General features: G+C 50.1%; 24 protein-coding genes. 15 read left to right on the top strand and 9 right to left on the bottom strand.

The features are described from left to right. The first annotated feature begins 69 nt into the window (after window positions 1–69). Window positions 70–702 (top strand): uridine kinase, encoded by a 633-nt coding sequence (gene udk / locus IYN85_RS12150; RefSeq protein WP_196159149.1) that lies wholly within the window; start codon window positions 70–72, stop codon window positions 700–702. 225 nt (window positions 703–927) lie between these two features. Beyond that, window positions 928–1,671: a hypothetical protein gene (locus IYN85_RS12145; RefSeq protein ID WP_196159148.1), complete on the top strand. Its 744-nt coding sequence runs from the start codon at window positions 928–930 to the stop codon at window positions 1,669–1,671. A gap of 105 nt (window positions 1,672–1,776) precedes the next feature. Here IYN85_RS12145 and IYN85_RS12140 read toward each other — a convergent pair whose 3' ends face one another. Beyond that, window positions 1,777–2,274 carry a TIGR00645 family protein gene (locus IYN85_RS12140; protein WP_196159147.1) on the bottom strand — a complete coding sequence of 166 codons (498 nt, stop codon included), beginning with the start codon at window positions 2,272–2,274 and terminating at the stop codon, window positions 1,777–1,779. 112 nt (window positions 2,275–2,386) lie between these two features. On the opposite strand from IYN85_RS12140, the gene IYN85_RS12135 reads away from it, so the two are divergent. After that, window positions 2,387–3,649 carry a M48 family metallopeptidase gene (locus tag IYN85_RS12135; RefSeq protein WP_196159146.1) on the top strand — a complete coding sequence of 421 codons (1,263 nt, stop codon included), beginning with the start codon at window positions 2,387–2,389 and terminating at the stop codon, window positions 3,647–3,649. A gap of 30 nt (window positions 3,650–3,679) precedes the next feature. Here the strand turns inward: IYN85_RS12135 and IYN85_RS12130 are convergent, their stop codons facing one another. Then, window positions 3,680–5,203, bottom strand: a complete 1,524-nt coding sequence (locus tag IYN85_RS12130) for a DUF3612 domain-containing protein (RefSeq protein WP_196159145.1) — start codon at window positions 5,201–5,203, stop codon at window positions 3,680–3,682. Window positions 5,204–5,364: 161 nt separating this feature from the next. Here IYN85_RS12130 and IYN85_RS12125 point away from each other — a divergent pair, with 161 nt between their 5' ends. The 4 genes from IYN85_RS12125 (at window position 5,365) to IYN85_RS12110 (ending at window position 9,516) form a co-directional block, all read left to right on the top strand. After that, on the top strand, window positions 5,365–5,964 hold the full coding sequence (locus IYN85_RS12125) for a malate synthase (RefSeq protein WP_230390681.1): 600 nt from the start codon (window positions 5,365–5,367) through the stop codon (window positions 5,962–5,964). A gap of 263 nt (window positions 5,965–6,227) precedes the next feature. Continuing rightward, window positions 6,228–8,120, top strand: a complete 1,893-nt coding sequence (locus IYN85_RS12120; protein WP_196159144.1) for a hypothetical protein — start codon at window positions 6,228–6,230, stop codon at window positions 8,118–8,120. After that, window positions 8,117–8,719, top strand: a complete 603-nt coding sequence (locus IYN85_RS12115) for a DUF924 family protein (RefSeq protein ID WP_196159143.1) — start codon at window positions 8,117–8,119, stop codon at window positions 8,717–8,719. The genes IYN85_RS12120 and IYN85_RS12115 overlap by 4 nt, the downstream gene beginning before the upstream one ends. Window positions 8,720–8,778: 59 nt before the next feature. Beyond that, a complete protein-coding gene (locus IYN85_RS12110; protein WP_196159142.1) occupies window positions 8,779–9,516 on the top strand; it encodes a DsbA family protein in 738 nt (245 codons plus the stop codon). Between the two features lie 38 nt (window positions 9,517–9,554). Here IYN85_RS12110 and IYN85_RS12105 read toward each other — a convergent pair whose 3' ends face one another. Continuing rightward, on the bottom strand, window positions 9,555–10,319 hold the full coding sequence (locus tag IYN85_RS12105) for a lysophospholipid acyltransferase family protein (RefSeq protein WP_196159141.1): 765 nt from the start codon (window positions 10,317–10,319) through the stop codon (window positions 9,555–9,557). A 181-nt stretch (window positions 10,320–10,500) separates the two neighbouring features. On the opposite strand from IYN85_RS12105, the gene IYN85_RS12100 reads away from it, so the two are divergent. Further along, complete coding sequence (locus IYN85_RS12100) at window positions 10,501–11,016, top strand: hypothetical protein (protein ID WP_196159140.1); 516 nt, start codon at window positions 10,501–10,503, stop codon at window positions 11,014–11,016. An 88-nt stretch (window positions 11,017–11,104) separates the two neighbouring features. Here IYN85_RS12100 and rpmG read toward each other — a convergent pair whose 3' ends face one another. The 3 genes from rpmG to radC all read right to left on the bottom strand — a co-directional run bounded on the left by rpmG (window position 11,105) and on the right by radC (window position 12,572). After that, window positions 11,105–11,263: a 50S ribosomal protein L33 gene (rpmG, locus tag IYN85_RS12095; protein WP_196159139.1), complete on the bottom strand. Its 159-nt coding sequence runs from the start codon at window positions 11,261–11,263 to the stop codon at window positions 11,105–11,107. 12 nt (window positions 11,264–11,275) lie between these two features. Continuing rightward, window positions 11,276–11,512 carry a 50S ribosomal protein L28 gene (gene rpmB, locus IYN85_RS12090; RefSeq protein WP_196159138.1) on the bottom strand — a complete coding sequence of 79 codons (237 nt, stop codon included), beginning with the start codon at window positions 11,510–11,512 and terminating at the stop codon, window positions 11,276–11,278. Between the two features lie 385 nt (window positions 11,513–11,897). Then, window positions 11,898–12,572 (bottom strand): DNA repair protein RadC, encoded by a 675-nt coding sequence (radC, locus tag IYN85_RS12085; protein WP_196159137.1) that lies wholly within the window; start codon window positions 12,570–12,572, stop codon window positions 11,898–11,900. 168 nt (window positions 12,573–12,740) lie between these two features. Between radC and coaBC the strand changes: the two genes are divergently transcribed. The 5 genes from coaBC to slmA all read left to right on the top strand — a co-directional run bounded on the left by coaBC (window position 12,741) and on the right by slmA (window position 18,815). Then, entirely contained in the window at window positions 12,741–13,988 is a 1,248-nt protein-coding gene (coaBC, locus tag IYN85_RS12080; RefSeq protein WP_196159136.1) for a bifunctional phosphopantothenoylcysteine decarboxylase/phosphopantothenate--cysteine ligase CoaBC, read from the top strand. Beyond that, window positions 13,978–14,436: a dUTP diphosphatase gene (gene dut / locus IYN85_RS12075; protein ID WP_196159135.1), complete on the top strand. Its 459-nt coding sequence runs from the start codon at window positions 13,978–13,980 to the stop codon at window positions 14,434–14,436. Before coaBC ends, dut begins: the two co-directional genes overlap by 11 nt. Window positions 14,437–14,647: 211 nt before the next feature. Further along, window positions 14,648–17,191, top strand: coding sequence for a hypothetical protein (locus IYN85_RS26390; protein ID WP_370592193.1), 2,544 nt, complete (start codon window positions 14,648–14,650; stop codon window positions 17,189–17,191). Window positions 17,192–17,306: 115 nt separating this feature from the next. After that, window positions 17,307–18,212, top strand: a complete 906-nt coding sequence (gene argB, locus IYN85_RS12065; RefSeq protein WP_196159134.1) for an acetylglutamate kinase — start codon at window positions 17,307–17,309, stop codon at window positions 18,210–18,212. Window positions 18,213–18,215: 3 nt separating this feature from the next. Further along, complete coding sequence (gene slmA, locus IYN85_RS12060) at window positions 18,216–18,815, top strand: nucleoid occlusion factor SlmA (protein ID WP_196159133.1); 600 nt, start codon at window positions 18,216–18,218, stop codon at window positions 18,813–18,815. A 49-nt stretch (window positions 18,816–18,864) separates the two neighbouring features. Here the strand turns inward: slmA and IYN85_RS12055 are convergent, their stop codons facing one another. Then, the gene (locus IYN85_RS12055; RefSeq protein WP_196159132.1) at window positions 18,865–19,839 is read right to left on the bottom strand and encodes a hypothetical protein; all 975 of its coding nucleotides are present in this window, start codon (window positions 19,837–19,839) and stop codon (window positions 18,865–18,867) included. Window positions 19,840–19,979: 140 nt separating this feature from the next. Between IYN85_RS12055 and IYN85_RS12050 the strand changes: the two genes are divergently transcribed. Beyond that, a complete protein-coding gene (locus IYN85_RS12050; RefSeq protein ID WP_196159131.1) occupies window positions 19,980–20,876 on the top strand; it encodes a GGDEF domain-containing protein in 897 nt (298 codons plus the stop codon). A 78-nt stretch (window positions 20,877–20,954) separates the two neighbouring features. Here the strand turns inward: IYN85_RS12050 and IYN85_RS12045 are convergent, their stop codons facing one another. After that, complete coding sequence (locus IYN85_RS12045) at window positions 20,955–22,388, bottom strand: aspartate kinase (protein ID WP_196159130.1); 1,434 nt, start codon at window positions 22,386–22,388, stop codon at window positions 20,955–20,957. Window positions 22,389–22,893: 505 nt separating this feature from the next. Here IYN85_RS12045 and IYN85_RS12040 point away from each other — a divergent pair. Beyond that, window positions 22,894–23,628: an EAL domain-containing protein gene (locus IYN85_RS12040; RefSeq protein ID WP_196159129.1), complete on the top strand. Its 735-nt coding sequence runs from the start codon at window positions 22,894–22,896 to the stop codon at window positions 23,626–23,628. Between the two features lie 47 nt (window positions 23,629–23,675). Here the strand turns inward: IYN85_RS12040 and IYN85_RS12035 are convergent, their stop codons facing one another. Beyond that, window positions 23,676–24,893, bottom strand: coding sequence for a hypothetical protein (locus IYN85_RS12035; RefSeq protein ID WP_196159128.1), 1,218 nt, complete (start codon window positions 24,891–24,893; stop codon window positions 23,676–23,678). Window positions 24,894–24,926: the final 33 nt, after the last annotated feature.

Raw genomic sequence — 24,926 nt, 5'->3', positions numbered from 1 at the left:
CCGCCATTTCGCCCCTGTTTTGCGTTGTTGCGCCGGTGAAAAACCTGCATTGCACTATACGGAACACGCATGAATTCACCTTCCATCTTCATTGGTATTGCCGGTGCCTCGGCATCCGGAAAAAGCTTATTGGCACAGACAATCCATCATGAACTGCAGTATGAGCTGGGTGAAGGGGCGATTTCCATCATCAAAGAAGACAGCTATTACAAAGCTCGGCATGACCTCAGCTTTGAAGAACGCGAACAGATCAACTACGACCACCCCAATGCGTTTGATCACGACCTGTTAATTGCGCATCTGGACGCACTGGCCAGGCAAGAAGCTGTAGAAGTGCCTGTTTACGACTACAAAATTCATAATCGCTCCGAGCAGACTACGACCCATTTACCGTCGCGAGTGGTCATCGTGGAAGGAATTTTGTTGCTCAATGACAAAATTATCCGAAAAAGACTCGATGCCAAGGTCTTTATGGACACCGATCTTGACATTTGTCTGCTCCGGCGCCTGAAACGTGACATTGAAGAACGCGGTCGTACCGTGGACTCTGTGATCGAGCAATACAAGCGCACGGTACGCCCTATGTTCATGGAGTTTGTGCAGCCCTCCAAACAATATGCCGATATTATCGTCCCACGGGGCGGCAAAAACCGCGTTGTTATCGAAATGCTGAAAGCCCGCATCAAGCAGATGCTGGAATAGTGCAACCCCCCTCTACTCGATATTTAATTCACGATTCATTGCGCCGTCTTAGGACGGCTAATCACCCTTAGTCCTCCGATGGTCCTGTCACGCAACCGCTCTCGAATTGTGCCCACAAAATTATAAATTGATACTTTATTAGTTGAAAAATAATACCGAGAACATTATTGTGATACGCATGCAGTAAACAATAACCATTCTAAGGAACGAAAGAAGGGACGAAATATGAATCGATTTTACCTGTTAGGCGCATTACTCGCTGTCACCACGTTGGTGAGCTGCGCTAAATCTGACGAGTTTGCTACCGACGAACTGATATTGGATATCGACATTTCTGCCGATGATGCAGACCTCCGATTGGATACAAAACTACTCACCTATTCCGAGAGCTGGGCTGGTATGCCGACAACACTGTTCTTCGGTGGCAAAGACAAGCTATATGTATCTTACCGAGACGGTGCAGATTCAGTTTTACTGGCCGATCAGCACTCAGAAAGTGAACTACACAGTCTCACTCTTGACCGCTCGACGGTTCAGTATCTGGAGTTTTATTTCAAACGGAAAAAATACGACGATGATCGGGTTTTTATCGAATTACCTCAGCCTGTCACCGTTGAATCTGAAGCCTTTGATCTCGGATTAACAACAGACCAACTGACATTTGACCTGACCATTACCCCGCTGGATGACTCCGTCCGTTTTAAATCGATTGATTTAACCTGTGGGCAGGAAAGTGCGTTGCAAAGCTGGGCGATCGATAAAATGCTGGTAAACACTACGCAGTTTAATCTAGAAGAAATCATCGACCCGAGCGGTGACGAAGGTGTGGATTATGATAGCCAGTTGAAAGGCTGCGATTTACAGCTCTCGTTTAACAACACTTCCTATGACTACCTGAAAGCGGAACACTTAGAAGAAGTCTATTTACGGTACTCCAATACGCAGGTACGCGAGATTCATCTGTATTAAATGATATCTTCCATTCCATAGGCTGTTCATCGGTAATAAATAGAGCCAGCTGAAGTAAACGCCCCGCATAAAAACGGGGCCATATTAGTTTGACAGCAGCGTCCGTCATACTGGTTTTTTGGTGATTTTGTCCAGATAGCCCATTACGAACGCGGACAAAACAAAGGTCAAGTGAATCAAAACATACCACATGATTTTGTAGTCATCGTCGATTTTTTCCACATTCATGAATACCTTCAACAAGTGGATTGACGAGATGGCGACGATCGATGCGGCGACTTTGTTTTTCAGACTATTGGCGTCCAGCTGACCAAGCCAGCTCAGTTTTTCATCCCCTTCATCGATGTCCAATTTAGATACAAAGTTCTCATAACCGGAGAACATGACCATCACGATCAAACCGCCAACCAGAGCGAGGTCAATCAAGGTTAATGTCACCAAAATCAGGTCCACTTCTTTCATGCTGAAAATGATTGGCACTAAGTGAATGACTTCCTGAAAGAATTTAATACCCAGCGCAAAAAGCACCAGACTGAGACCTAAGTATATCGGGGCCATAATCCAGCGCGAGGCATACATAAGGCGTTCAAAAAATCGTTCCATTGTCTGTTCCTGATGATTGTTAACCGCCCCGATTGTGGCGAAGGACAGCGTGAGTTGCAATTTTTCATACACAGCTTTACCTTGGCGAGCCCATAAATTCAAAGGAACGAAAATGGACTTGTCGTACAAGAACGAAAAAACACTTTTTACCATTGCAGCGATCATCGCCGGTCTGTTTTGGCTGGCTCTCACCGTAGTAACCTTCGGTGTGCTGTTAATCTATTTGCTCATTGGCTGGATCGCGTTTCTGTTCGCCCATTCGGCGTTTATCTCTTACCTGAAAGGAACGGGCGTTAAAATCACGCCGGAGCAGTTCCCGGACCTGCACCAGAAACTGCTCACTGCCTGCAATCATATCGGCCTGAGCAACGTTCCAGAGGCTTATATTTTACGCACCGACATGTTTAACGCCCTGGCCACTAAATTCCTCAGCCGGCATTTCGTCGTGCTGTTTTCGGACGTGGTTGATGCTTTGGAAGATACCCCGGATGCCATCGATTTTTACATCGGACACGAGCTCGGTCATATTCACCGAGGGCATTTGAAATGGCATTTTTTCCTGGCCCCGGCGCTCATCTTGCCATGGCTGGGCGCTGCCTACCGACGCGCGGAAGAATACACTTGTGACCGCTACGGCGCGCATTGTACCAACAGTGAAAACAACATCATCAAAGCGTTGTCTGTCATTGCGGCCGGAAATTCCCGCGCAAAATCGCTCAATGCCACAGCGTACATGGCTCAAATTAAAGACTCGACGAGCTTCTGGATGTCCTTTAACGAACTGACGTCCGACTACCCATGGTTGACTAAGCGTATGGCCAGCGCGATCGCCTTCAAACGAGGGGAGTCACTGTCACACCCACGACGACATTGGTTTGCCTGGGTTTTGAGCTTGTTTATCCCTCGTATTGGGTTGGGCGCCGGTGGCGGCATACTCGGGTTAATCATGTTGGTTGCCATCATTGGTATTCTGGCAGCGGTCGCGATTCCGGCGTATCAGGAGTATACCGAGCGAGCCACAGACGTCGTTTCTGCCTTTGATTATTTAGATTTCAATGATGACGTGGACACCGAGGCAGCCTATGCGTTTGCCCGCAGTGTGCACAGTGAGTTTGAAACCTATGTGCTGACCAACAACCAATGGCCGGTCTCGTTTACCGACCTGGGCTTTGCAAACGACACGCTGTACAGTGAAGACGGGGCGTTGGAAATGGATATTTATGAGAATGGCGTCATCGGCGTCTGGTTAGGCTCAGACTCGGAAGGCGATGGCCAATACCTCGTCACCGAAGCTTTTTTTGATGACGATGACAATCTCTACTGGACCTGCTACGGCGAAAATTACTACGGCACGTTACCGGCAGACTGCCAATAACCAGCAGTAAACGGGCACGAAAGCGCCCGTTTACTTACAGCGTTTATAGCAATCCGGATCGCGCGGGCAACCGCTGCTGTGCGAACAGATCAGCTGAGCTGGCGACTCAATACCGCGCTCTATCCAGTTGATATTCAGAATTTTCGCGACACTGGCCAACTCGGTTTTGACAGATTTTGGTATGTTTGCCACACCGCCTTTGCGAACACAGGCATCCTTCAGCGAGTGGGCAATGTCCAGCGCATTCCGACCCTGAGTTTCCAACGCTGGGATCAGGTCGATACCCGCCGTCAGCACATGGTCGTTACCGGCCATGTCTTTCACCTTCACGGATTCACAACAATACAACCTGGGCTGGCCGTTCACATCCAAAATAGAGATCTGCGCACTCGACTCGGTAGAGGGCTCATTGATTTTTCTAAACACCGCCCATTGCGGGCACGGGTCTTCAATGGCTCGCATATTACCCCACGGTAGCGGAATCCCGTTGCCACGATACACCGCCTTCAGTTTACCGGGTGAATAGGCATCGAAATAATGCCAATGAGAATAGGGTGACACGGCAGTCATCCGGCGCATGGCGACAGAAGCGGAAACCTGTACCTGTTTATGCACCGAAATTTCATAACCGCTGCGGTCCAGCAACTGGCGGAACGGGACACGGGGACACAGCAGCGCACCGGCAAAAAAACTGGATTCAAAAGACCGCCAGGCCCGGAGAATGTTTTTGGCGTTCACCGAGCCGGAGGCGGTGTTGATATCACCTGCCTTATTGAACTTACCACCGTGACTGCCACCAACGGCCTTCACGGTTTGGTAGCCATCGCGACTGTGCAGCACGCAATGACCTATATGCACGGCCAACTCGTATTTCAGCCGGGTTGGAAAATCTTTCAGTACTTCATTGAGGTAGAGGGTCCCATCTTCCAGAAACGATGAAATGATGTTTTTGGAATAAACCCCCAACTCATCAATGACCCCTTTGGGCGGCTGTTTAATCCACTGAATGCCCAAACCTTGCTGCTTCACCAACATCAGCAAGTCATCAACCGTCAGCGGCATTCGTTTTTTACCCACATCTTCCGCCGCTCGCTCCAGATCAGGGAAATGGTTCTGGTGATGTTCCTGATACGCTCGAATCAGCAACTGCGCGAACTGTCGACCTGACACCCCAGCTTGTGACAACAACTCCGGTATGGCGATTTGCAGAATATCGTTGGAAAACAAAAAGCTCGGCTCTAAAGGCATGCCCAGAATGCCACCCTTACTGTCACTTTTTACCGGGGCAATGGCCTCACTCTGTGGTTCATCGTCCAGAAACCACTCAACATCTTTCTGAAACACCGCAGCAATGACTTCAAGCATGTCCACGCTCGGTACCCGTTTACCGCGTTCAATCATCGATAGATAGGATACCGACGGTGCAGATTCCGGGTCTACTCGCACACAGCGGGCGGACAGGTCTTCCATGGTGAGATTGCTGCGTTTGCGCAGGTTACGGATTTTGGTGCCCAGGAAATGGGACTGACGGATCAGGCTTTTGCTTGTTTTCATTTTGTAAAATTCACACTGTGAAATTTTTATTGTGAAATTGTAGTGAAATATACCCTATTCTACCAACCAAGCGATAACGATTTAGGCTTGGCATAATCAACAGCGTAAAACGGAAAGTCGCAGAGCTGAGCGTTACCACTAAATGACATGAGAGAATAACGATGACTGCCTTATCAACTAGCACACTTCAAGCCATGGAATCTAGCCAAGGATTCGAAAGCTTCATTAAAGAAGAAGTCACGCTGATCAGCTCGTTAAACGATGCGCGCATTCAGCAAATGATGGATTACTCCAAAAACTTTCTGGATAAGGTTTTCCCCCTGTCCAAAGGGTCCCACAAAGATGTCCGCAACTATGTGGTTTACTACCAGCACCTGTTGGCCTTCTTTGAAGACGGCAGCCAGGCAGGTTTAAAGCAACCTAAACAATTTGTTGCCCTGAGTGGCCACAAAGAAAACCCGACTTCTATCGTGCTGAAGAATGCAGATGGTTTTCATGTCGAAGTCATCTTCAACGCTCATGGCAAACGCGGATCTCGCGATAAAGCGAACGTTGACGATATCCAGATCGAAACCAAGAGTATGGATTTAGGGGATGTCACGATTGCCGCGAACGATGAGCAAACCGACTCGCACTGGTTCAGCATGGTTCGTGGAGACAGTGAAATCACCACTAACCGGGCTGGTCAACGCATCTGCCGTTGTGTCGATCAGCGCAAGCATTTTACTGGCAAAGATGGTGAAGAGTACCGCATTGGTTAAACAGCCACGCCAATCACAGGTTTGAAACAAAAAACGCCACTCTTTCAGTGGCGTTTTTTTGCTGAGTAAATAGCCGACGCATGTAAAAACCAAACCCCTGAATCAACGCAATGCCCATTCCTGACGTAAACTTGCGGTTACACATTTCACCAAAAACTTCGAACTAACGCGCAAAGCGGGGCAAAGTCACTTGATTCACCGCCGGTTTAGGGTAGTTTTACTACCCAATAATAACGAAGCATGCCGGTTGAGGATCGATATTAATGGAACACGCACGTTACCATTTGGTGTTTGAGGGCTTTAAACCAGAAACGAATAAAACAGCGGTCAGCTTTTCACTGAAAGACCAGCTTAGTCTAACCGATACCCAACTGGCCGATATGATGGCCGGGCGACGTACGGTCCTGAGACAGAATATGGACAAGGACGCTGCACTGAAATTGGGAAAAGAGCTCACGCAGGCTGGTCTGGTGATCAAAGCCCAAGCGCTGGCCGTGAACCAGAAAAACAGCCCAGATGACGTGCGCAAACACTTGCTGCAAGGAGGACTGGATCAGTATTTCGCCAGTAAATACCGCCATCCGGAAGAGGAGCTGGACACCCGCCTCAGCCTGATTATTCTTGCCGCATTCGCCGTGGCCACTTACATCCTGCTGCCCATTATCGGTGTTCTGCTAATGTTGCCGTTACTGTCCTTTTCGACCTGGGGCAGTCAATTTATCCCCGCGCTGATCCAATTGATCATTGCCCTTTTCTTATTCGCACCGGCCGCCATCCTGTGGCCTAAAACAGCCAAACCAGAAGGTTTACCGCTGGAAAAAGATACCGAAGAACTGCTCTGGCAAATGGTCGAGAAATTAGCCGATCACCTGTCCGCACCCAAAATCGATAAAATCATTCTGGTCGAAAACCCCGTTCTGAATGTGCATCAAACACCCCTGCAGTGGGTAAAGGGCTCCTCCACACTGGAACTGGGCCTGCCGATACTGGAAGCACTGAATATGCAACAGTTTGTCGGAATGCTCGCTATGCGCATGACACCACTGGCCTCAACCTTCTACAGCCGCACTTGGGGGCTTTTTGTGCAGTGGTACAACGCCTTACGTAATCGCTATAAACCGTGGGCTATGTTGTTGAACAATTGGGTTCTGCCCATGCGCGAACATCAGAATGCCCGGGGCACCAACGTCGCCAGAGAGTTGGTTGGATTTTCAGAAGCACTACGTTTACAGCGTATCGAGAAACGCTTTGAACTGTTATACCGGGATTGGCCGGAATTTGTGGAATTCTGCAGTAAGCTGCGTGTGCGGGGTAAGAATTGGTCGGCACTGGTCGCCAAAGAGGCCAAGAGTGAGAAAAAAGCCGACGAAGTGCAGGCTCTGTTCCGCATCGAATCGCCAGCTCTCTGGGTCCTCTCCACCACGACCGGCTATCAGAAGGTGTTCACTCGCCAGGGCGACGGCCCGTTGTTTGAAATGGCCGGTGTACAACTCTGGCAACAGTTCCAGCGACTCATCCCACTGCAGGATCGCATGGGTGAGTTAATGATTAAACCGGAAGCACTGGTTCCACCAACAGAAAGCGCCAAGAAAAAGAAACGACCCAATGCTTTGGCTCTCAATAAGCAGGCGTCTGATGTCTTAAGCGCTCAAAAAGCGATTATTGAGCAAGCACTGGGGATGCACGAAAAACCTAAGAAACTCAAAGACGTCAACCCGCTGATCGCCAAGTGGCGCGCGTCCAGTGCACCATTCTGGCCAGAAGATTTCAACAGTCACAAAATGATGCCATTGGCAAAATCAGTATTCCTGGCGCTGCAAACCCTGCAACAAATTGACCTGTGGGCATTTGACGATGGAAAAATTCCGGCTGGCAAACACGCCGCACGGGACAAGCAAGTCATGACCCTATTCACCAAGTGGCTTGACCAGACCCGGAAGCTGCCCGCGTTACCCCTAATTTCCAGTGAAGGCGATAAACTGTTCGATCAGGTATCGGTCAGCTGTGCGCAACAGAACCCCACTACCATGTCTGCAGCGGATGTCTTGCAGCGACGCACCTACTGGTTGGATCTGATGATAGTGTACTGGACGTTTATTGCAGGTCAGATTCTGAAACCCAAAACCTTTGCTGATGAAATGGCAGAGCAGGCATGAACCAGCCTGTGTGGGAACAGGTTCTGGATTACTGGTTTGGAGAACAGGCCATACCCGACGATAGTCAGAAAAAGAAGTGGTTTTCCGGTGGCGACTCGGTTGATCAGGAAATCCGCCAGCGCTTCGGCCATTTGCATCACCAGCTGACCACGGTAGGCATCCCTGAAGACTGGCCAGAAACCGGGCCAGCGATCTTGGCCGCCATCATTGTCATTGATCAGTTCAGTCGCAATCTTTTTAGAGGCAAGCGGGAAGCCTTTGCCTGGGACCCTTCAGCGCTCAGTTGGGCTGACGCAGGATGGCAGCAAGGCATCTTTGCGTCATTACCCGCCTGCCAGCAAGCCTTTGCAGTGCTCCCCCTGGTGCACAGCGAAGATCTGGCCGCGCAGGACCGGGCTTTAAAACTGCTGGAAGGCATTAAGGCCGAAGTTTCCGGTGCTGACGCAATCATTACAGGGTTTTACTCGTCTGCCCAACAGCATCGCGATATTATTTCACGCTTTGGACGTTACCCTCACCGCAACGAGGTACTGGGGCGATCATCAACAGAAGCTGAACGACATTTTTTGCTGGCCGGCGCCCAACGCTTCGGCCAATAGGTCCGGGAACTTCTGACCATCGCCTGAGTCTGACGCCTATAACCACGCTTGGAGTATTCATGTTTAAACCTAAATTTCTGACGCGCACAGCTTTGGCAGCCTGTGTCATCGCCACCAGCGCCTGCAGCGTGCAAGCCGAAGACTACAACAAAGAAGATATTGAAAAGATTGTCCATGAATACATCATGGAAAATCCGGAAATCATCGCGGACGCTATCTATCTGCTGCAGGAACGCGCCGAACTGGAAAAGGCTGAAAAAGAGTCCGCTGCACTCAGCGACATGAAAGACATGCTGTTCAACAATGCGATAGATCCGGTTGGCGGCAACCCAGAAGGCACTGTTACGCTGATTGAGTTTTTCGATTACAACTGCGGTTATTGCAAGCGCGTTAACCCGGTTTTACAAACGCTGGTGGCCAATAATCCTGACCTGAAAGTTGTCTATAAAGAGTGGCCTATTCTGACCGAAACATCAGACCTTGCCGCTCAAATTGCCTTAGCGGTAAACCTGACTGAACCGGATAAGTATGAAGCACTGCATCGGGCACTATTATCCGTTAACAGCCTCAAAACCGCTGACGATATCTGGAAAGTCGTGAAAAAAGTAGGTATTGATCGCAGTACCGTGGAAGCTAAGCTGGATCATCCAGACGTGAAACAGCATCTGCAGCAGACGTCGACCTTGGCGCAACAACTCGGAATTACCGGTACGCCAGCATTTATTGTGGGTGATCAGATCCTGAAAGGGGCCTACCCGATTGAACAGATTCAGGCAGCCATTGATTCGCAACGCTAAATATTCATTTAGCGCCAGCATCCTTACTTATAAGCGACCTACACGGTCGCTTGTTCGTTTTCCTGATGCAAAATCCGATCATTTCGATCTGAGATCGCTGACAACTGGGCTGTAATTATTCGCTCAGCTTCGACAATCAGCTCAACCGGATCCCGATCTTTGGTTTCGATTGCCGGATGTACAAAGATATCGATTACGCCCGCTTTTTTAGCGAATGATTTGTTTAACCAGAATGAACCGGAATTGTGTGTGACTGGCACAATGGCACAGCCCGCCGTTTTTGCCAGCACAGCACCGCCTTTTCGGAATGGTAATGGATAGCCAGGCTCTGAACGCGTTCCCTCGGGAAATATGAGTACCGAACAACCTTCAGCAATACGCTGCGAACCCTGCTCAATCACTTGTGCCATGGCCTGACGCTTATTACTTCGATCAATGGCAATCGGCTTCATCATGCCAAAGGTCCAGCCAAATAACGGAATTTTCAGCAGGCTGGCTTTGGCTACTTGGGATTGTGGCTTGAACAAATGCTGCATGTAGTAGGTTTCCCAAGCAGACTGATGATTCGAGATGATCACGCACGCCTGTTCGGGGATGTTCTCCCGACCGTGTACCCGCACCCGAATACCCAACAGATAGACCGTAAAAAAGTGCATCACATTAGCCCAACCGCCAATAACTACATGGTAACGGGTTGGATACGGAATCAAATAGGCAAACAGGCCAAAGATGGCTGCCCAGATCATCGTAAAGGGCACACTGGCCAGATAAAACAGTATGGTTCGAAAAGTCGCGATTACCACGTCGTTTGTCACTCCCTCAAAGACGATCAATTTTTCAACAGTTTACGAATGGTTAGTTTAATGTCTGCGCCCTGCAAGTGAAATAATCAATTCCAAAATGGAAAGGACGACTGTATAACAATTGGTGTGGCCGGAGCTTTCAGGCAGAATCATAGCTTCTAAGATCAAACAGACACGCAATATGCCCATACGCAACATGCCACCGAATCATTCTGGCTATGGTGACCCTGCATTTGAATTCGCCGTTTATATCGGCAACACTCCGGGTGTGTACGAGCATCCCAGACATTCAGACCTGCAACCGATGAAGCCAGGGGACATTGCGTCCATCGTGCAGCAAACCGGTAACCACTGGCGAAAAATATTCAATCTATACGCCAAACTGATGCACCAGCTTGAACCTGGCTTTGAAGGTGAATGGCAACAGTATCGCGAAGGCCGTCTGTTACAGCGCGGCAGTAAACAGGCCCTGTTGTTTTCACAGCCGCTACTGGGCAAGTCTTCTAAAGCTATACACCTCATCACCGGTAAGTCCTACGCAGAACATCTGGGACTGTTGGCGCGCTGTGACGCGGTTAATGAGCATTTCTACCTCAACCGAACCGCCAAGCTGATCGTTTCGCCTTACTTTGACTATCGCCAGTTGTCCAATCGCAAGCTGGAAACACTGGTAGAGATTATCAGATCAATTCGATAGCTCTCTTATCTCCCAATCATCCCGTCGCAGAATACGGCAGGCATAAAAAAACCCGGTATAAACCGGGTTCTTCGAGAATCTAAATCAATTACTTGATTTTAGCTTCTTTGAACATAACGTGCTTACGAACCTTAGGGTCGTACTTTTTGAATTCCAGTTTGTCTGGAGTATTACGCTTGTTCTTGTCAGTGGTATAGAAATAACCAGTACCAGCTGAACTTACTAAACGGATCAAATCACGTGCCATGAGTCAGGCTCCTTAAACTTTTTCACCACGGGCACGCAAATCAGCCAATACTGATTCGATACCACGCTTGTCGATGACACGCATACCTTTTGAAGATACACGCAGTTTAACGAAGCGCTTTTCACCCTCAACCCAAAAACGGTGAGTGTGCAGGTTCGGTAAGAACCGACGCTTAGTTTTAATTTGTGAGTGGGAAACATTATTCCCGGTTACAGGACGCTTACCTGTAACTTGGCAAACTCTAGACATTTCTGTCGCCTCCAGTTGTCGGTGACACCGCATTCAACAATAGTTAATTCGACCACAGGAGTTTTAGATTTCAGCACGAGCCGTTTACAGTGCAGTAACATCATCAGATGACTGATTGTCTCCGCACTAACAGTTTTACAACAGTTCGCGTGAGACTAAAACAGCGCTTTAACCGGTTTGTATGCGATGCTCAAAACGATTAAAACTCAAACTAAAATCGTTGGGACCTGGGGCCCTGATTCAAAGAGGCGCGATTTATACCAGAACAAAGGTCCAAGCTCAAGTGATATTGCTGTTTTTTTGTTCTGATTCCGCTTTGATTACAAGACCTTACAAAGCGTACCCTCCCCAGGGAGACGCTCATTATACTGACTTCTTTGCGGGACTAAAGCAGCCCTCGTTCCGCAAAGCTGACGACAATCCCCTGGCCGACGACCATATGATCCAAAAGCCGAACATCGATGGTCTGCAACGCCTTTTCAAGCCGCTGGGTAATCATCTGGTCCGCCTGACTGGGCTCTGCGATGCCGCTCGGATGGTTGTGCGCCAGAATGACCGCTGCAGCGTTGCAACCTAACGCAGCAGCGACCACTTCCCGGGGATACACCGCAGCACTGTCAATGGTGCCGTTAAACAGTGTTTCAAATTTAATCACCTGATGCTGAGCGTTCAACCAGATGCAGCCAAATTGTTCACTCTTCAATCCGCTCATCTGCGCCAGCAGAAACTGACGGGTATCGGCAGGTGAAGTTAAAGACGGCCGGGTCAATAAATCGGCCTTAAGATACCGGCGCCCCATTTCCAGTACCGCCTGCAATTGCACAAATTTCGCTGGCCCTAATCCCTGGCTTTCACAGAACTGCTGCTGGTCGGCGGCAAACAACTGCGCCAGACTGCCAAAGCGATTTAAGATCGACTGTGCTAACCCAACGGCATCCAACCCGGGGATCCCGGTTCGCAAAAAGATGGCCAACAGCTCGGCATCAGACAGAGTGGCAGCCCCTTGGGCCAATAGTTTTTCCCTTGGCCGCAATGCTTCAGGCCATTGTTTAATAGACATGGTCATTCCTTTTGTTGGCAACAATCCAATCCGTTCCGAGCTGTGGTATTCTGCCCATCCTGAGCTGCGCCGGAACGTTGCCGCCACGATAGCAAATTCGCGCAGGAACTCAACAACGGTTACCCGGCTCTAAGCCCGCGAATTAATTGATCGGATGTTTAATAGTCTATGAACGCACTATCTTCGCAAAGCCAACAGTCCTTAAAGAACAAACGCGTGCTGGTAGGCATTACCGGTGGCATTGCCGCTTATAAATCTGCAGAGTTGGTACGACTATTCAGTAAAGCCGGAGCCGAAGTCCGCGTTGTCATGACACCCGCCGCCACCGAATTTATCACCCCGCTTACTCTGCAGGCCCTGTCTGGCAACCCTGTCAGTCAGAGTTTGCTGGATGAAAATGCCGAAATGGGCATGGGCCATATTGAATTGGCTCGGTGGGCGGACCTGTTAATCGTTGCGCCGGCCACTGCGGATTTCATTGCGCGCATGAACGCCGGCATGGCGAACGACCTGCTCACGACATTATGTCTGGCAACGACCGCTAACATCGTGCTGGCACCGGCCATGAATGAAAAAATGTGGCTCAACCCGGTCACTCAGAAAAACCTGGCCTCACTTCAGGAAGCGTTGCCGGAATTGCAGGTGTTCGGACCCGCCAGTGGTGAGCAGGCCTGCGGTGATGTGGGCTTCGGACGCATGCTTGAACCCAATCAATTGTTTGAAATGAGTTTGTCGTTGATGCAGCCATCACAATCGCTGCTCAATCAGAACATAGTCATCACCGCCGGGCCTACCCGAGAAGCCATCGACCCGGTTCGTTATCTGTCGAACCACAGTAGCGGAAAAATGGGCTTTGCTTTGGCAGAGGCCGCGGCTCAATCTGGCGCATCCGTCACATTGATCGCCGGACCAGTGAACTTGCCAACGCCCGCTGGCGTTCAGCGTATCAACGTCACCAGCGCAGACGATATGTTGCGCGAAGCCTTGGCGCAGCTGGATTCCTGCGATGTTTTTATTGGCACCGCCGCCGTAGCTGACTACCGACCCGCACAAGCGGCGAACCAGAAGCTGAAAAAAGACGGTCAGGGAACTGATTTAAACCTCACACTGCAAGAGAACCCAGACATTATTGCCACGGTCGCGCAGCATCCACAGCGTCCAGAACGAGTCATCGCGTTCGCTGCAGAAACACAGAATGTTGCGGACTACGCGCATAAAAAACTGACTAAAAAAAACGTCGACGCCGTCGTCGCCAATGATGTGTCGCGACAGGACATTGGCTTCGGCGCCGACCAAAACGAAATACTCTGGGTCACGGCATCTCAAACCGTAACCTTTGGACCGGCCAGCAAACTCGACGTCGCCCGATTTATTCTCAACCAATTAACCACGATGGATACAACTAATGACGCATAAACTGCAACTTAAAATCCTCGACCCACGTGTCGGCACTGAGATTCCATTGCCCAGTTACGGGACCGATGGATCTGCAGGGATGGACCTGCGGGCTGTACTGGATGCGCCGTTAACACTTGAGCCCGGACAAACGGAGCTGATTAAAACCGGCTTGGCTATCTACATCGAAGACCCAGGCTTAGCAGCGACCATCCTGCCCCGATCAGGCTTGGGTCATAAGCATGGTATCGTACTGGGGAATCTGGTTGGACTGATCGACTCAGATTATCAGGGTGAGCTGATGGTCTCTTGCTGGAACCGGGGTCAGGACAGCTTCACCATTGAGCCGGGGGATCGCATCGCACAGCTGGTTCTGTTGCCAGTTGTACAAGCCAGCTTTGATATCGTCGATACCTTTGAACACACCGAACGAGGTGCCGGTGGGTTTGGCAGTACCGGACACGGTTGACGGACCTGCGCGGCGAAGTAAGCCCTGACTATTTTTATCGAAAAGCGGCCGTGCCTATTAACGCTCGGCCATTGTTCAGCTAAAGTAAGCATTAACTGACAAATAATTTGTCGCCGGATGATCGCTGCCTGACTGATTACTGTTCTGAACACATCACTCAAACCTGCAGCGTTGCCAACATCGAACCCAATAAGACCAAGAGGGCATTTTTGTGGCCAAAAAGAAACCCGCTAAACAAAAAGCGGCGCGCAGTAAACCGACCTCTGGCAATAAAGGTATATTGTCATTCTTAATGCTGCCGATAGGCATCATCGTAATTGCGCTGGCTGCTGCGGCCTATCTACTGGTCAGCACTCAAGCGGCGCCGGTCAACGACCGTCATCGCGCTGCGTTAATTGATGGTATTGCCAACCAGTACGAGGCCTACATTAACAATGTGCTGGATCAGCACAATGCGTTAATGTCTCAAATCGCCTCCAGTCCGATCGTCATCGACCAAATCAGTATTGGTGATCCGGCACAGCTGCGTGAAGCAGAGCAATTCATCGTCAGCCAGATTCCCAATGCACTCACGGTTCACGTATTTCCGGTTCGAGAAGCGGCGCAGGACAACACCAGTAACCCACCATTGAGCTTTGCCGGGCTCGACATGATCACCCGCGCTGAACAGGGTCAAAACCTCAGCATCGAAGCTCACCAATACAACGGTACGGCTTATCTACAAAGTGTGAAGGCCGTCCGTAATAGCTCAGGACGACTGATCGGCACCGTCGCTGTTGCACAGTCCCTGGAATACCTGGCAAACCAATTGGGCGGAATCGATGGTACGAAAGGTAACCTGCTCATCGAACAACAGTTTGAAGGTGCGCCCAAACAAACCCTGGTCACTTATGGCGCTAAAAATACCAACGAACTCATTAACCTGAGACTGAATAATCCGAACTGGACACTGACTTTCCAGCCTGCCGATGAACTGGCTTTCGCGTCCATCCTGTCGACCGGTCTGATTTGGGTTTTCTTCGGTGCTCTGATCATAATCTGTATCTTACCGATCCTGCTCACCGGCCAACGCTTGCAGTTGGCACTGCGGCACGATGCCAATACCTTCGCGAAGCTAGTGCAGAACCTGCTCACCGGTCAGAAAAGCGCGACCAGCGACTTTGAATTCGCCATCTTCAGTACTCTGGCCAAAACCATTAACCGGATGCGCATGGGTCGTCAAGGCGTTAAGTCCAACGATCCAAACCAACAGGCCAGCGTACTGGACCTGAGTATCAGCAAACCGGTGAACGCCGATGAAGTGGAAAACTTCGATGTGCCAATGATGGATGGCGACGCCGACCTGTTGGGTATGCAACAACAACCGCGCGCCAAAGCGCAAATCAATGTCAGTGAAGAAATATTCCGCGCTTACGATATCCGGGGCATCGCTGGACAAACACTGACCAATGATACGGCCATGCAAATTGGCCTTGCGATTGGTTCTGAGTCTTATGATCGAGGCGAACAAACCATCATCGTTGCGCGCGACGGACGACTGTCCAGCCCAGAATTATCTCAAGCCTTGATTCGTGGCCTGGCAGCCAGTGGCCGCGATGTGATCGATATCGGCGTTGTACCTACGCCGGTCTGTTACTTCGCCAGCGAGCATTTGCGAGTCAGTTCCTGTGTCATGGTTACCGGAAGCCATAACCCGGGTAACCACAATGGTTTCAAAATTGTCATTGGCGGTAATACGCTGGCCGGAGACGAAATCAAAGGCTTGTTCCATCGTATTGAAAATCAGAACTTCCTGTCCGGCACCGGCAACACTACCACCCAAGATGTATCTAGTGCATATCTGGCCCGAGTCTGTGACGATGTAAAAGCACAGCGACCACTCAAAATTGTGATTGACTGTGGGAATGGTGTTGCTGGCACGCTGGCACCTCAACTAATTAAGGGCATCGGTTGTCACGTGTTACCTTTGTTTTGCGATATCGATGGTAACTTTCCAAACCATCACCCGGACCCTTCCGATCCGCGAAACCTGCAGGATCTTACACGCACCGTGGTTGAAACGCGTGCCGACTTGGGTCTTGCCTTTGACGGCGACGGCGACCGTTTGGGCATCGTCACCAACAGTGGCAAAATCATCTACGCAGATCGCTTGTTAATGCTCTTGGCGAAGCAAGTATTGCAGACCAATCAGGGCGGCACAGTTCTGTTTGACGTTAAAAGTTCACGCCGGTTAAAAGACCTGATTATCGGATTTGGTGGCAAACCGGTCATGTGGAAAACTGGCCATTCATTCATGAAACGAAAGATGCGCGAAACCGGAGCCGTTTTGGCCGGTGAAATGAGCGGTCATGTTTTCTATAAAGACCGCTGGTATGGCTTTGATGACGCTCTGTACACTGCGGCGCGTTTAATCGAAATACTGGCCGGCCAAAACGAAACAATAGACACGCTGTTTAATGAGTTGCCGCAGGATCTTTCAACACCTGAGCTTTCCATTGCCACATCCGATGAGCGCAAATTCCGCGTCATCGAAGCGTTGCAACGCAATGGTCAATTCAGCGGTGGCCAGGTGACGGATATTGACGGCGTGCGCGTCGATTTCCAGGACGGATGGGGCTTGGTACGAGCGTCCAATACATCACCCAAAATAGTATGCCGCTTTGAGGCCGATAACGAAGCCTCTTTACGGAAAATCCAGAATCTGTTTAAACAGCAATTGCTGGGTGTCGACAGCCAGTTACAGATTCCATTTTAACGTAACGGAGTTTCAGCGGCCCATCAGTGCCGCCAATGCTCCGACAAAAATGTTGTCTCCTGTTGGCGGTGTCTTGACACCGCCGAGCCGTTAATCCGATCACAAATGGAAACCTATGTCCTTGGATATTTCAAACAGTCGCGAATTCGTCAAAGTTCTTCATGAAGCTCTGCCCTACCTGCAGCGCTTCCAAGGTAAAACCGTGGTTATCAAATACGGCGGTAATGCCATGGTGGACGAGAAACTGAAAGCCGGTTTTGCGCGCGATATCGTGCTTCTAAAAACCGTAGGTATCAACCCGGTCGTGGTGCACGGCGGTGGTCCGCAAATCGGTGAGCTACTTGACAAACTGGCCATTAAAAGCGAGTTCGTCAATGGCATGCGGGTGACCACGTCTGAAACCATGGACGTAGTCGAAATGGTTCTCGGCGGCTTGGTCAATAAGGACATTGTGTCCCTGATTAATCAAGCCGGTGGCAAAGCGTTCGGCATAACCGGTAAGGATGCCCACTGCATTAGAGCCACCAAGTTGAAGGTGTCCCGTTTGAGCCCGGACCTGCAAAAGTCTGAAATCATCGACATCGGTCATGTCGGAGAAGTCGCCAGCATCGACCGTGAATTTATTGAACGCATGAGCGCTGGTCGCTATATCCCGGTTATTGCGCCCATCGGTGTCGGCACAGACGGAGCGTCTTACAATATCAACGCTGATCTGGTCGCCGGAAAAATGGCTGAAGTTCTGGACGCGGAAAAATTAATTCTGCTGACCAATATTGCTGGTCTGCAAGACAAAGAAGGCAACATCCTGACCGGATTGACCACACAGCAGGTGGATGACCTGATTGCCGATGGCACCATTTACGGCGGCATGTTACCCAAAATCAAATGTGCCCTGGACGCAGTACACAGCGGTGTTACCAGTGCCCACATCATTGATGGACGGGTCTCGCATGCCACCCTGTTGGAAATTTTCTCAGACCGAGGTGTCGGCACACTCATTACCAATACAGCGGAGGGGTAATCGATGACTGAGATGACAGAAGCCACATCCCGACGCGACCAGATACTGCAGGCTCTTGCGCATATGCTGGAAACCAACCCGGGGCAGACCATCACCACCGCCAAGCTGGCGAAAGCGGTTGGTGTATCTGAAGCGGCGCTGTATCGTCACTTTCCCAGCAAAGTTAAGATGTTCGAAGGGCTGATCATTTTCATTGAAGATACTTTATTTTCACGGGTTAAAATGATTTTGCAGGAAGAAGAAGCCGCAGTGCCCCGCTGCGAAGCCATTTTAACCTTGCTGTTGGCGTTTGCGGAACGTAACCCCGGCATGTGCCGCATACTTATTGGTGATGCTTTGGCAGGTGACGTCGAGCGCCTGCGCGTGCGCGTCATACAGGTCTTTGATCGACTGGAAATGCAATTAAAGCAGGTAATCCGAGAAGCCGAGATCCGCGAGGGTTTGCGGCCTACGATTACGCAAACGCAAGCTGCAAATCTGCTGCTTACCTTTGCTGAAGGCAAAATCAATCAGTTCGTGCGCAGTGAGTTTAAGCGGAAACCGACGCAAGATTGGCAAACCCAATGGCAGGTCATTTCCCGGTCACTGTTTCCAAACCAATAAACCGGTTGCGGCAAGGATGGCTCCGCAAACTACCCGCGATATGACTGACTTAAAATACCATGCGCAAACCCGCGCCAACGTAGCTGGTCGCATCTTGCAGATCGTTTGCCAGCTCCAGCTCACCAAAGCCGTATAGGGATATCCGGCTCGATAGCGGATATTCATCCACAGCACTCAAATACAGTTGCGACGTCTGGTTTTGATTGATATCGGTCACTTGATTCAGCGACATTAGCGCTTTTGCGCGTGTTTCAACTGCCCCTATCGTGACCGGCACATAGGCAAAAGCAAAATAACTGCGTGCGGAACTATCGGTATCACTGTGGCTACTCGCCTGCAGGCCCAGCCCCAACTGCACCCGCTGGAATTGCCGCTGTCCGATCGCTCGCAACAACTGGCTATTCGGTGTTTCTACATTGATTTCAAACGCCAGGCTGGCTTTCGTCTGGCCATCCTCGAAGTGGCCAGCGAATGAAAGTCCGGTTTCACCACCAATCACTTCGGCAGGCACTAGGGCAGCGTCAAAAAACCACTGTTCCGAGACCTTGGGTGACCGATACCAGATGCCATCGACGGCACCCAGCCCGACTGGCAAGCTCAAAGCAGAGGCGGCACTGGAATTGAAGGCGCTACTGAGCGCATCTGGGTCCTGATTCATTAAACGCATATAGTCATTCGTTGCCGACAGTGGTGACTCGCCGAAAAAGTAATCCAATCGTCCATGCTGACCGGACAGCCCAACCCGACCGTGACGTGTAAATACGTACCATGTGTCCATGGCACTGTAGCTGAAACGCACATCAAAATGGGCCTTCATCGACTCCGAAACTGCTTCCTCATTACGAAAACCAAACTCAGAGAGATACCCAGCCACCTGAAAGGCGGAACCATCGGCATTCGTCTGAAACTGCCCAAACGCGTTCGCCTCCCCGTAGAGTTCGGTTTTAGCGGTACTGGTGGTGATCAGAAGAACGGAGCACAGGCAGAAAACGACCTGCTGCTGTGAAAAAACCCAACTTTTCATAGTGATACTCTCCAAAATATGCTTTTACCCTAGTGTAATAAACCACCAGCAAGCAAATTTTTCGCTATACTTGTGTGAACTACTTGGAAAAACCGACCCTCTTTTGCTGTTGAGGAGTCCTGAACAGGAACTCAACCGATATGAGCACTGTCATCTCTTCCGCCTCGACCGGGAATACACAAGCCATGAACTTTGAGCAGCTGCCCCCCAACACAGCAGCCATTGCTTTCAATAACCGGCAGGTCATCGAAGCCGCATCTCCTTTAGCGCTCGAATGGTTTGGGAACCTGCTTAAGGCCAACACACAGTTCGATGACGCTTTGCTGACGACGCAAAGCATTCGACTGACCAATCGACATTTCCGAACCATCAGCCTGCAGGACATCCTGAGTAATGCGATTACCGACCGCTATATAGGTATCGCCTTCAGCCACCAAACGCGATGGGTGCAATGGAGTTTGCACCGAAGCAAACAAACGATCCTCTTTCTGACTGACGTCAGCGATTTGATGAAAGATGTTCACGCCTTGCAGCATCGCGCGGAAGAGGCTGACACCCGAGATTTTTCAACCCGCCTCTACAACCGTCGCTATGCCATGGAACGACTTGAGCAAATGCATCATCATGCCAAGCGCTATCACTCGACCTTTACCATTGCGATGATCGATATAGATCACTTCAAGCGCATTAACGACACCTTCGGTCACGCATATGGCGATGAAGTACTGGAACGGTTAGCCAGCGTTATCCGCAAGAGTTTCCGCGAAACGGACCTGTGTGCCCGATTTGGTGGCGAAGAATTTCTGGTGCTGATGCCGGAAACCGAGACGCACGATGCCATGTACTCATTGGACAGGCTGCGTCAGCAGGTATCGGAGTTGAAGTGGAGCAAGATGCAACGGCCAGTGACCATCAGTTCCGGTGTCATTGCCTGGCAACAGAATAAATCGATTGAGCAGCTCATATTCCTGGCTGATCAACGCCTGATGACCGCAAAAAAAGCCGGTCGGAATCAGGTGTGTGGCGATTTAATTTAAGGGCCCGTCGAAGTCAGCGAGTCGGATACTCGCTTTTGCAGAAAAACTCTGTCGCTCACCGCGACAGAGTTCGTAGCGTCAGGACGCGACGCTGACGGTGTACCGATGCTCTTCAATTAACGCTTCATGCAGTGCCGCAATGGTCATTTCATAATGGTCTTCTTCGATCACAATTCGCACATCCACTTGCCGGATACTTTGGTAAATAGCCATGATATTGATGTTTTTTGCCGCTAAGGCCGTGGACAGGCTGGCGAGAATACCCGGTACGTTCATATCCGATCCGATAACCGACACCATCGCCACTTTTCGGCTGCTCATTTCCGCATTCGGGAAATGACGTTCCAGGCGTGCCTGAATACGTTTTACCACTTTCAGGCCGGTATCGAGATATAAGGTCACGGTATTCGCATTGTGTTCTTTGGCCAACAACGGCACGTTGAATTCCATCACCAGTTTCTGAATTTCTAAGAACTGTTCCGGCTCCCCAACCATATCCTGATCAAACACGTTCACCGCGTACACATGGCGAATCCCCGCAATGATTTCAACGCGCGGTGTTTTAGAACGATAGTCGTTGGTGATCAAGGTACCGTCGTGATCCGGTTCAAACGTGTTTTTAACCCGCAGAGGAATGTTTTTCTTGCGCAAACCTTTTGCCGCTTTCGGGTGAATGGCTTCCATCCCGATCAATGATAGCTGGTCAGCCACATCGTAGTTGGTTCGGCCAATAGGTTTGACATTTTGCTCACCGACCACCATTGGGTCTGCGGTCGACAAATGGTATTCCTTGTGAATCACCGCTTCGCGAGCCTCCGTCAATTCCGCAATTTTACTGAACGTAATTTCCGAATAACCGCGATCGAAAGTGTTCATCAACCCTTCTTCACATTGGGTGTAGCCGGTCACAATCGGCATCTCGTTCGCCAAATCGTAACGGGAAAAAACAGAAATAATTTTCTCATCCAGTGGCAGGTTATCCGGTTCGCGCCAACCGGACAAATCGACAAAGCGCGCATTGATCCCTTCCGACTGCAACAGCAATGCGGTATTGAATGCACTGTGCGCTTCACCAACGCCGGCGAGCATTTCCCGCACGGTTGCCAGGTGTTCATTAATCTGGAAATGCCCGTAAGAGCAGACACGCTGCAGATCCAGCAAACAAGACCGGATGCCTTCCATACGTTCAGTAATAAACTGATCCGCCTGCTTCAATAAATGTGGTTGTTCAAACAAGGTTGCGTTAAATTCGCGCATCGCCTTTGCAGTATCGGTCAGAGCTTCACTCCATTGCCAGTCTGAATCGTTATTGGCAAACAGAGCATAAACACCCGGCTCTCGGGTTTTCTTATGTTCCAGCAATCGATTGGTCATGCCACCGTAGGCTGAGACAACGAAAACACGGTTGTACATCTGCGCTTGTGAACGGTTAATTTGAATAATGTTGTCCCGTACCGCGGGATAATTAGACATTGAAGTGCCGCCAATTTTTTCAACAGTATGCAAAGCCATTCGAAAAGATTCCTGTAGAGAGCTGACTACCAGCAAAAAAGGTAAACGCAAAAATGCGAACAAAGTGTACGTTTTTCGCCGCACAGCGCAATTAGGTTACTCACAGATAATAGTGGCAATTTAGCAAGGCGGTATTGACCAAAGCCGAACGGACAGCATAAACCACCGTTAAAACAGAGTTTGAACTGAAAAGACAGGCTAAACAGTGGTCTTATTGACGGCCGTCAACAGAGTTGTACCAATATGTAACCGCCGCTTTCCTTTTAGAACTTTCCAGCTATGTTAATGAGTGTTGGACGGCACTTAAACGACCAACAAACCTGTGATGGGGAGTTTCCCCAATAAGGGCGCGCGGGCTGGCTGTCGTATTGCTCGAAAGAGCGCGACACCCGGCGCCCTGGCTTCTCAAACAACGCTCACTCAATCCCACCTCAACTGATCGGTTTTGCGAAACGCCAGGTTCCCGCCTAACCTTAGTGTTACATCTTCATCGGCAACGATTCTCATGACTCATCAATGCAATTGCTATCAGGGCCTCGACTTTGGCATCACTATGGCATTCCAACCCATTATCAATTGTCAGACTCAAACCATCTTTGCTTATGAGGCTTTGGTGCGGGGCGAACAGGGTGAAGGTGCGGCTGTCGTACTGGCGCGGGTCACCGAGGGCAACAAGTACAGCTTTGATCAGTCTTGCCGGATCCAGGCTATCAAGTCGATGGCGGCACTTGATCAGCAGGCCAAAGTGTCGATCAATTTTATGCCTAATGCGATCTACAACCCCAGAACCTGCATTTCACGGACACTGAAAGCCGCCGATCAATATGGGGTCGATAAAGACAGGATCATTTTCGAGGTCGTCGAATCCGAGCAACCTATCTCCAATGGCAAACTCAGTGAAATTTTCAGAGTGTATAAAAATCAAGGGTTCACAACCGCTATCGACGACTTTGGTGCAGGCTATTCAGGTTTAAACCTGCTCACCGACATGCAGCCAGATATTATTAAACTGGATCGCCACTTAGTAGACCGGATCGATTCCGACCCTTATAAAAAGATCGTGGTTCGTAACACCGTCAACATGTTGCTGGAACTTGGTATTACAGTGCTGGCGGAAGGCGTAGAACGGCGCGAAGAATATGTGTATCTGAGGGAGATCGGCGTGGCGTTAATGCAAGGTTACTACTTCGCCAAACCGGCACTGGAAAGCTTGCCAAGCGTTCCTGCCGACTGCTGGTGACTCAAGGATGGACCGTGTCAACTGGCCCATCCATGAAGGAGTGTCGGCTATTTCGCCAACTTAATGGTACTGCCGCCCACCAATTCCAATTCAATGGACTTCGAATCATTGGCCGAAACGCGCACGGTCATAGGGATCTGCTGGCTGATCTTGCCATTCCAATGACTTACCGTGAGATCAACCGTCGCGGGTTCATTAGAGCGGTTATCCAATGTCAGCTTCCACTGCCCTTCTCGGACCTGTTTACTGGTGAGACTGACCAACGAACTCTGCCCCAGATTCAAAACTGCTTCCTTAGCACTCGAAGGCTGATAATAACTTTCAAGTAAGGCAATCTGCTGATCAAACACCCCAATTTTGACCGGACCAGCCAGATCAGGCAACGCCTGCTTAGCCGTCAGTTTCAAACTGGACTGAGTTTGCTGCAAGCCCTGTTGACGACTGTCCCATTGAACGCTGTAGAGACGTTCAACGGAGTTAAGCAGAGTTTGTGAGACCGGCAACCAAACATGAGAACCCGCTTGAATCTGAATCGGTTGTTTCGAAATCAAGGTTGGCACACCCTGGCTTTGGCTGGCTTCTGGCGCTTGGATGGCCATGTCCGACATTTCCAGACTCATGGTTCTGGCCAGCATGGGAGGTTGACCAGACGCTTGCGCAAAGCTGTAACCCGGTGCCGCATAATCGCTATCGGATAAATTGGACACGATCAATTCCTGGTAGAGGCTGGGAGCCCCTTCGGTGTCATCTAACCGATAGCGTACCTCAGCGCTGAGATCGGGCGTTTGCCACGCGTAAAACAACGTGTTCTTTGTTTTTTCAGGCTGCAGTACGGTTAGTGACATGCCGTAGTCGAGTGAAGACGTCCAGCTCAGTAAATGCCATTGTGACTGCGGCCAGTAACGGACGTTTTTGCCCTGTTGCAGCACCAGATGACTGGCGCTCACATCTTTGATTAACCACAAACCGGCAATACCGTCAATTTCTACCGGCGCACCCACTTTTGGCAAACCCATTGGGTCCGGTTGAGCCCAGACAACCTGGGTATTGGCGTTGTCTGCTTGCCACCAGAACTGACTGGCAGATAAGTTGTCCACCGGCAAATGCAGATTATTCTCTGAATTTGAAAGCGTTTCTGTACGGGAAATCCAGCTGCCATTATTGGAAAAATACAACCAATCCACTTCCAACGTCTGAGCAAACAAAGCGCTGCTGCTGACCAAGGCCAGCAGCGCTGGCATTCTAACGAGAGCACGAGTTTTCATAAACAAACCTCTTTTAACACAAATGCCAGACTA

The organism is Reinekea sp. G2M2-21, from assembly GCF_015687175.1.
Taxonomy (GTDB): Bacteria; Pseudomonadota; Gammaproteobacteria; order Pseudomonadales; family Natronospirillaceae; genus Reinekea.
This window is presented reverse-complemented; position numbering and strand designations above follow the sequence as displayed.

Bases quoted from the DNA above. Each gene is read 5' to 3' on its own strand.
- udk (WP_196159149.1), top strand. From the start codon at position 70: ATGAATTCACCTTCCATCTTCATTGGTATTGCCGGTGCCTCGGCATCC.
- IYN85_RS12145 (WP_196159148.1), top strand. From the start codon at position 928: ATGAATCGATTTTACCTGTTAGGCGCATTACTCGCTGTCACCACGTTG.
- IYN85_RS12140 (WP_196159147.1), bottom strand. From the start codon at position 2,274: ATGGAACGATTTTTTGAACGCCTTATGTATGCCTCGCGCTGGATTATG.
- IYN85_RS12135 (WP_196159146.1), top strand. From the start codon at position 2,387: ATGGACTTGTCGTACAAGAACGAAAAAACACTTTTTACCATTGCAGCG.
- IYN85_RS12130 (WP_196159145.1), bottom strand. From the start codon at position 5,203: ATGAAAACAAGCAAAAGCCTGATCCGTCAGTCCCATTTCCTGGGCACC.
- IYN85_RS12125 (WP_230390681.1), top strand. From the start codon at position 5,365: ATGACTGCCTTATCAACTAGCACACTTCAAGCCATGGAATCTAGCCAA.
- IYN85_RS12120 (WP_196159144.1), top strand. From the start codon at position 6,228: ATGGAACACGCACGTTACCATTTGGTGTTTGAGGGCTTTAAACCAGAA.
- IYN85_RS12115 (WP_196159143.1), top strand. From the start codon at position 8,117: ATGAACCAGCCTGTGTGGGAACAGGTTCTGGATTACTGGTTTGGAGAA.
- IYN85_RS12110 (WP_196159142.1), top strand. From the start codon at position 8,779: ATGTTTAAACCTAAATTTCTGACGCGCACAGCTTTGGCAGCCTGTGTC.
- IYN85_RS12100 (WP_196159140.1), top strand. From the start codon at position 10,501: ATGCCCATACGCAACATGCCACCGAATCATTCTGGCTATGGTGACCCT.
- rpmG (WP_196159139.1), bottom strand. From the start codon at position 11,263: ATGGCACGTGATTTGATCCGTTTAGTAAGTTCAGCTGGTACTGGTTAT.
- rpmB (WP_196159138.1), bottom strand. From the start codon at position 11,512: ATGTCTAGAGTTTGCCAAGTTACAGGTAAGCGTCCTGTAACCGGGAAT.
- radC (WP_196159137.1), bottom strand. From the start codon at position 12,572: ATGTCTATTAAACAATGGCCTGAAGCATTGCGGCCAAGGGAAAAACTA.
- coaBC (WP_196159136.1), top strand. From the start codon at position 12,741: ATGAACGCACTATCTTCGCAAAGCCAACAGTCCTTAAAGAACAAACGC.
- dut (WP_196159135.1), top strand. From the start codon at position 13,978: ATGACGCATAAACTGCAACTTAAAATCCTCGACCCACGTGTCGGCACT.
- argB (WP_196159134.1), top strand. From the start codon at position 17,307: ATGTCCTTGGATATTTCAAACAGTCGCGAATTCGTCAAAGTTCTTCAT.
- slmA (WP_196159133.1), top strand. From the start codon at position 18,216: ATGACTGAGATGACAGAAGCCACATCCCGACGCGACCAGATACTGCAG.
- IYN85_RS12055 (WP_196159132.1), bottom strand. From the start codon at position 19,839: ATGAAAAGTTGGGTTTTTTCACAGCAGCAGGTCGTTTTCTGCCTGTGC.
- IYN85_RS12050 (WP_196159131.1), top strand. From the start codon at position 19,980: ATGAGCACTGTCATCTCTTCCGCCTCGACCGGGAATACACAAGCCATG.
- IYN85_RS12045 (WP_196159130.1), bottom strand. From the start codon at position 22,388: ATGGCTTTGCATACTGTTGAAAAAATTGGCGGCACTTCAATGTCTAAT.
- IYN85_RS12040 (WP_196159129.1), top strand. From the start codon at position 22,894: ATGACTCATCAATGCAATTGCTATCAGGGCCTCGACTTTGGCATCACT.
- IYN85_RS12035 (WP_196159128.1), bottom strand. From the start codon at position 24,893: ATGAAAACTCGTGCTCTCGTTAGAATGCCAGCGCTGCTGGCCTTGGTC.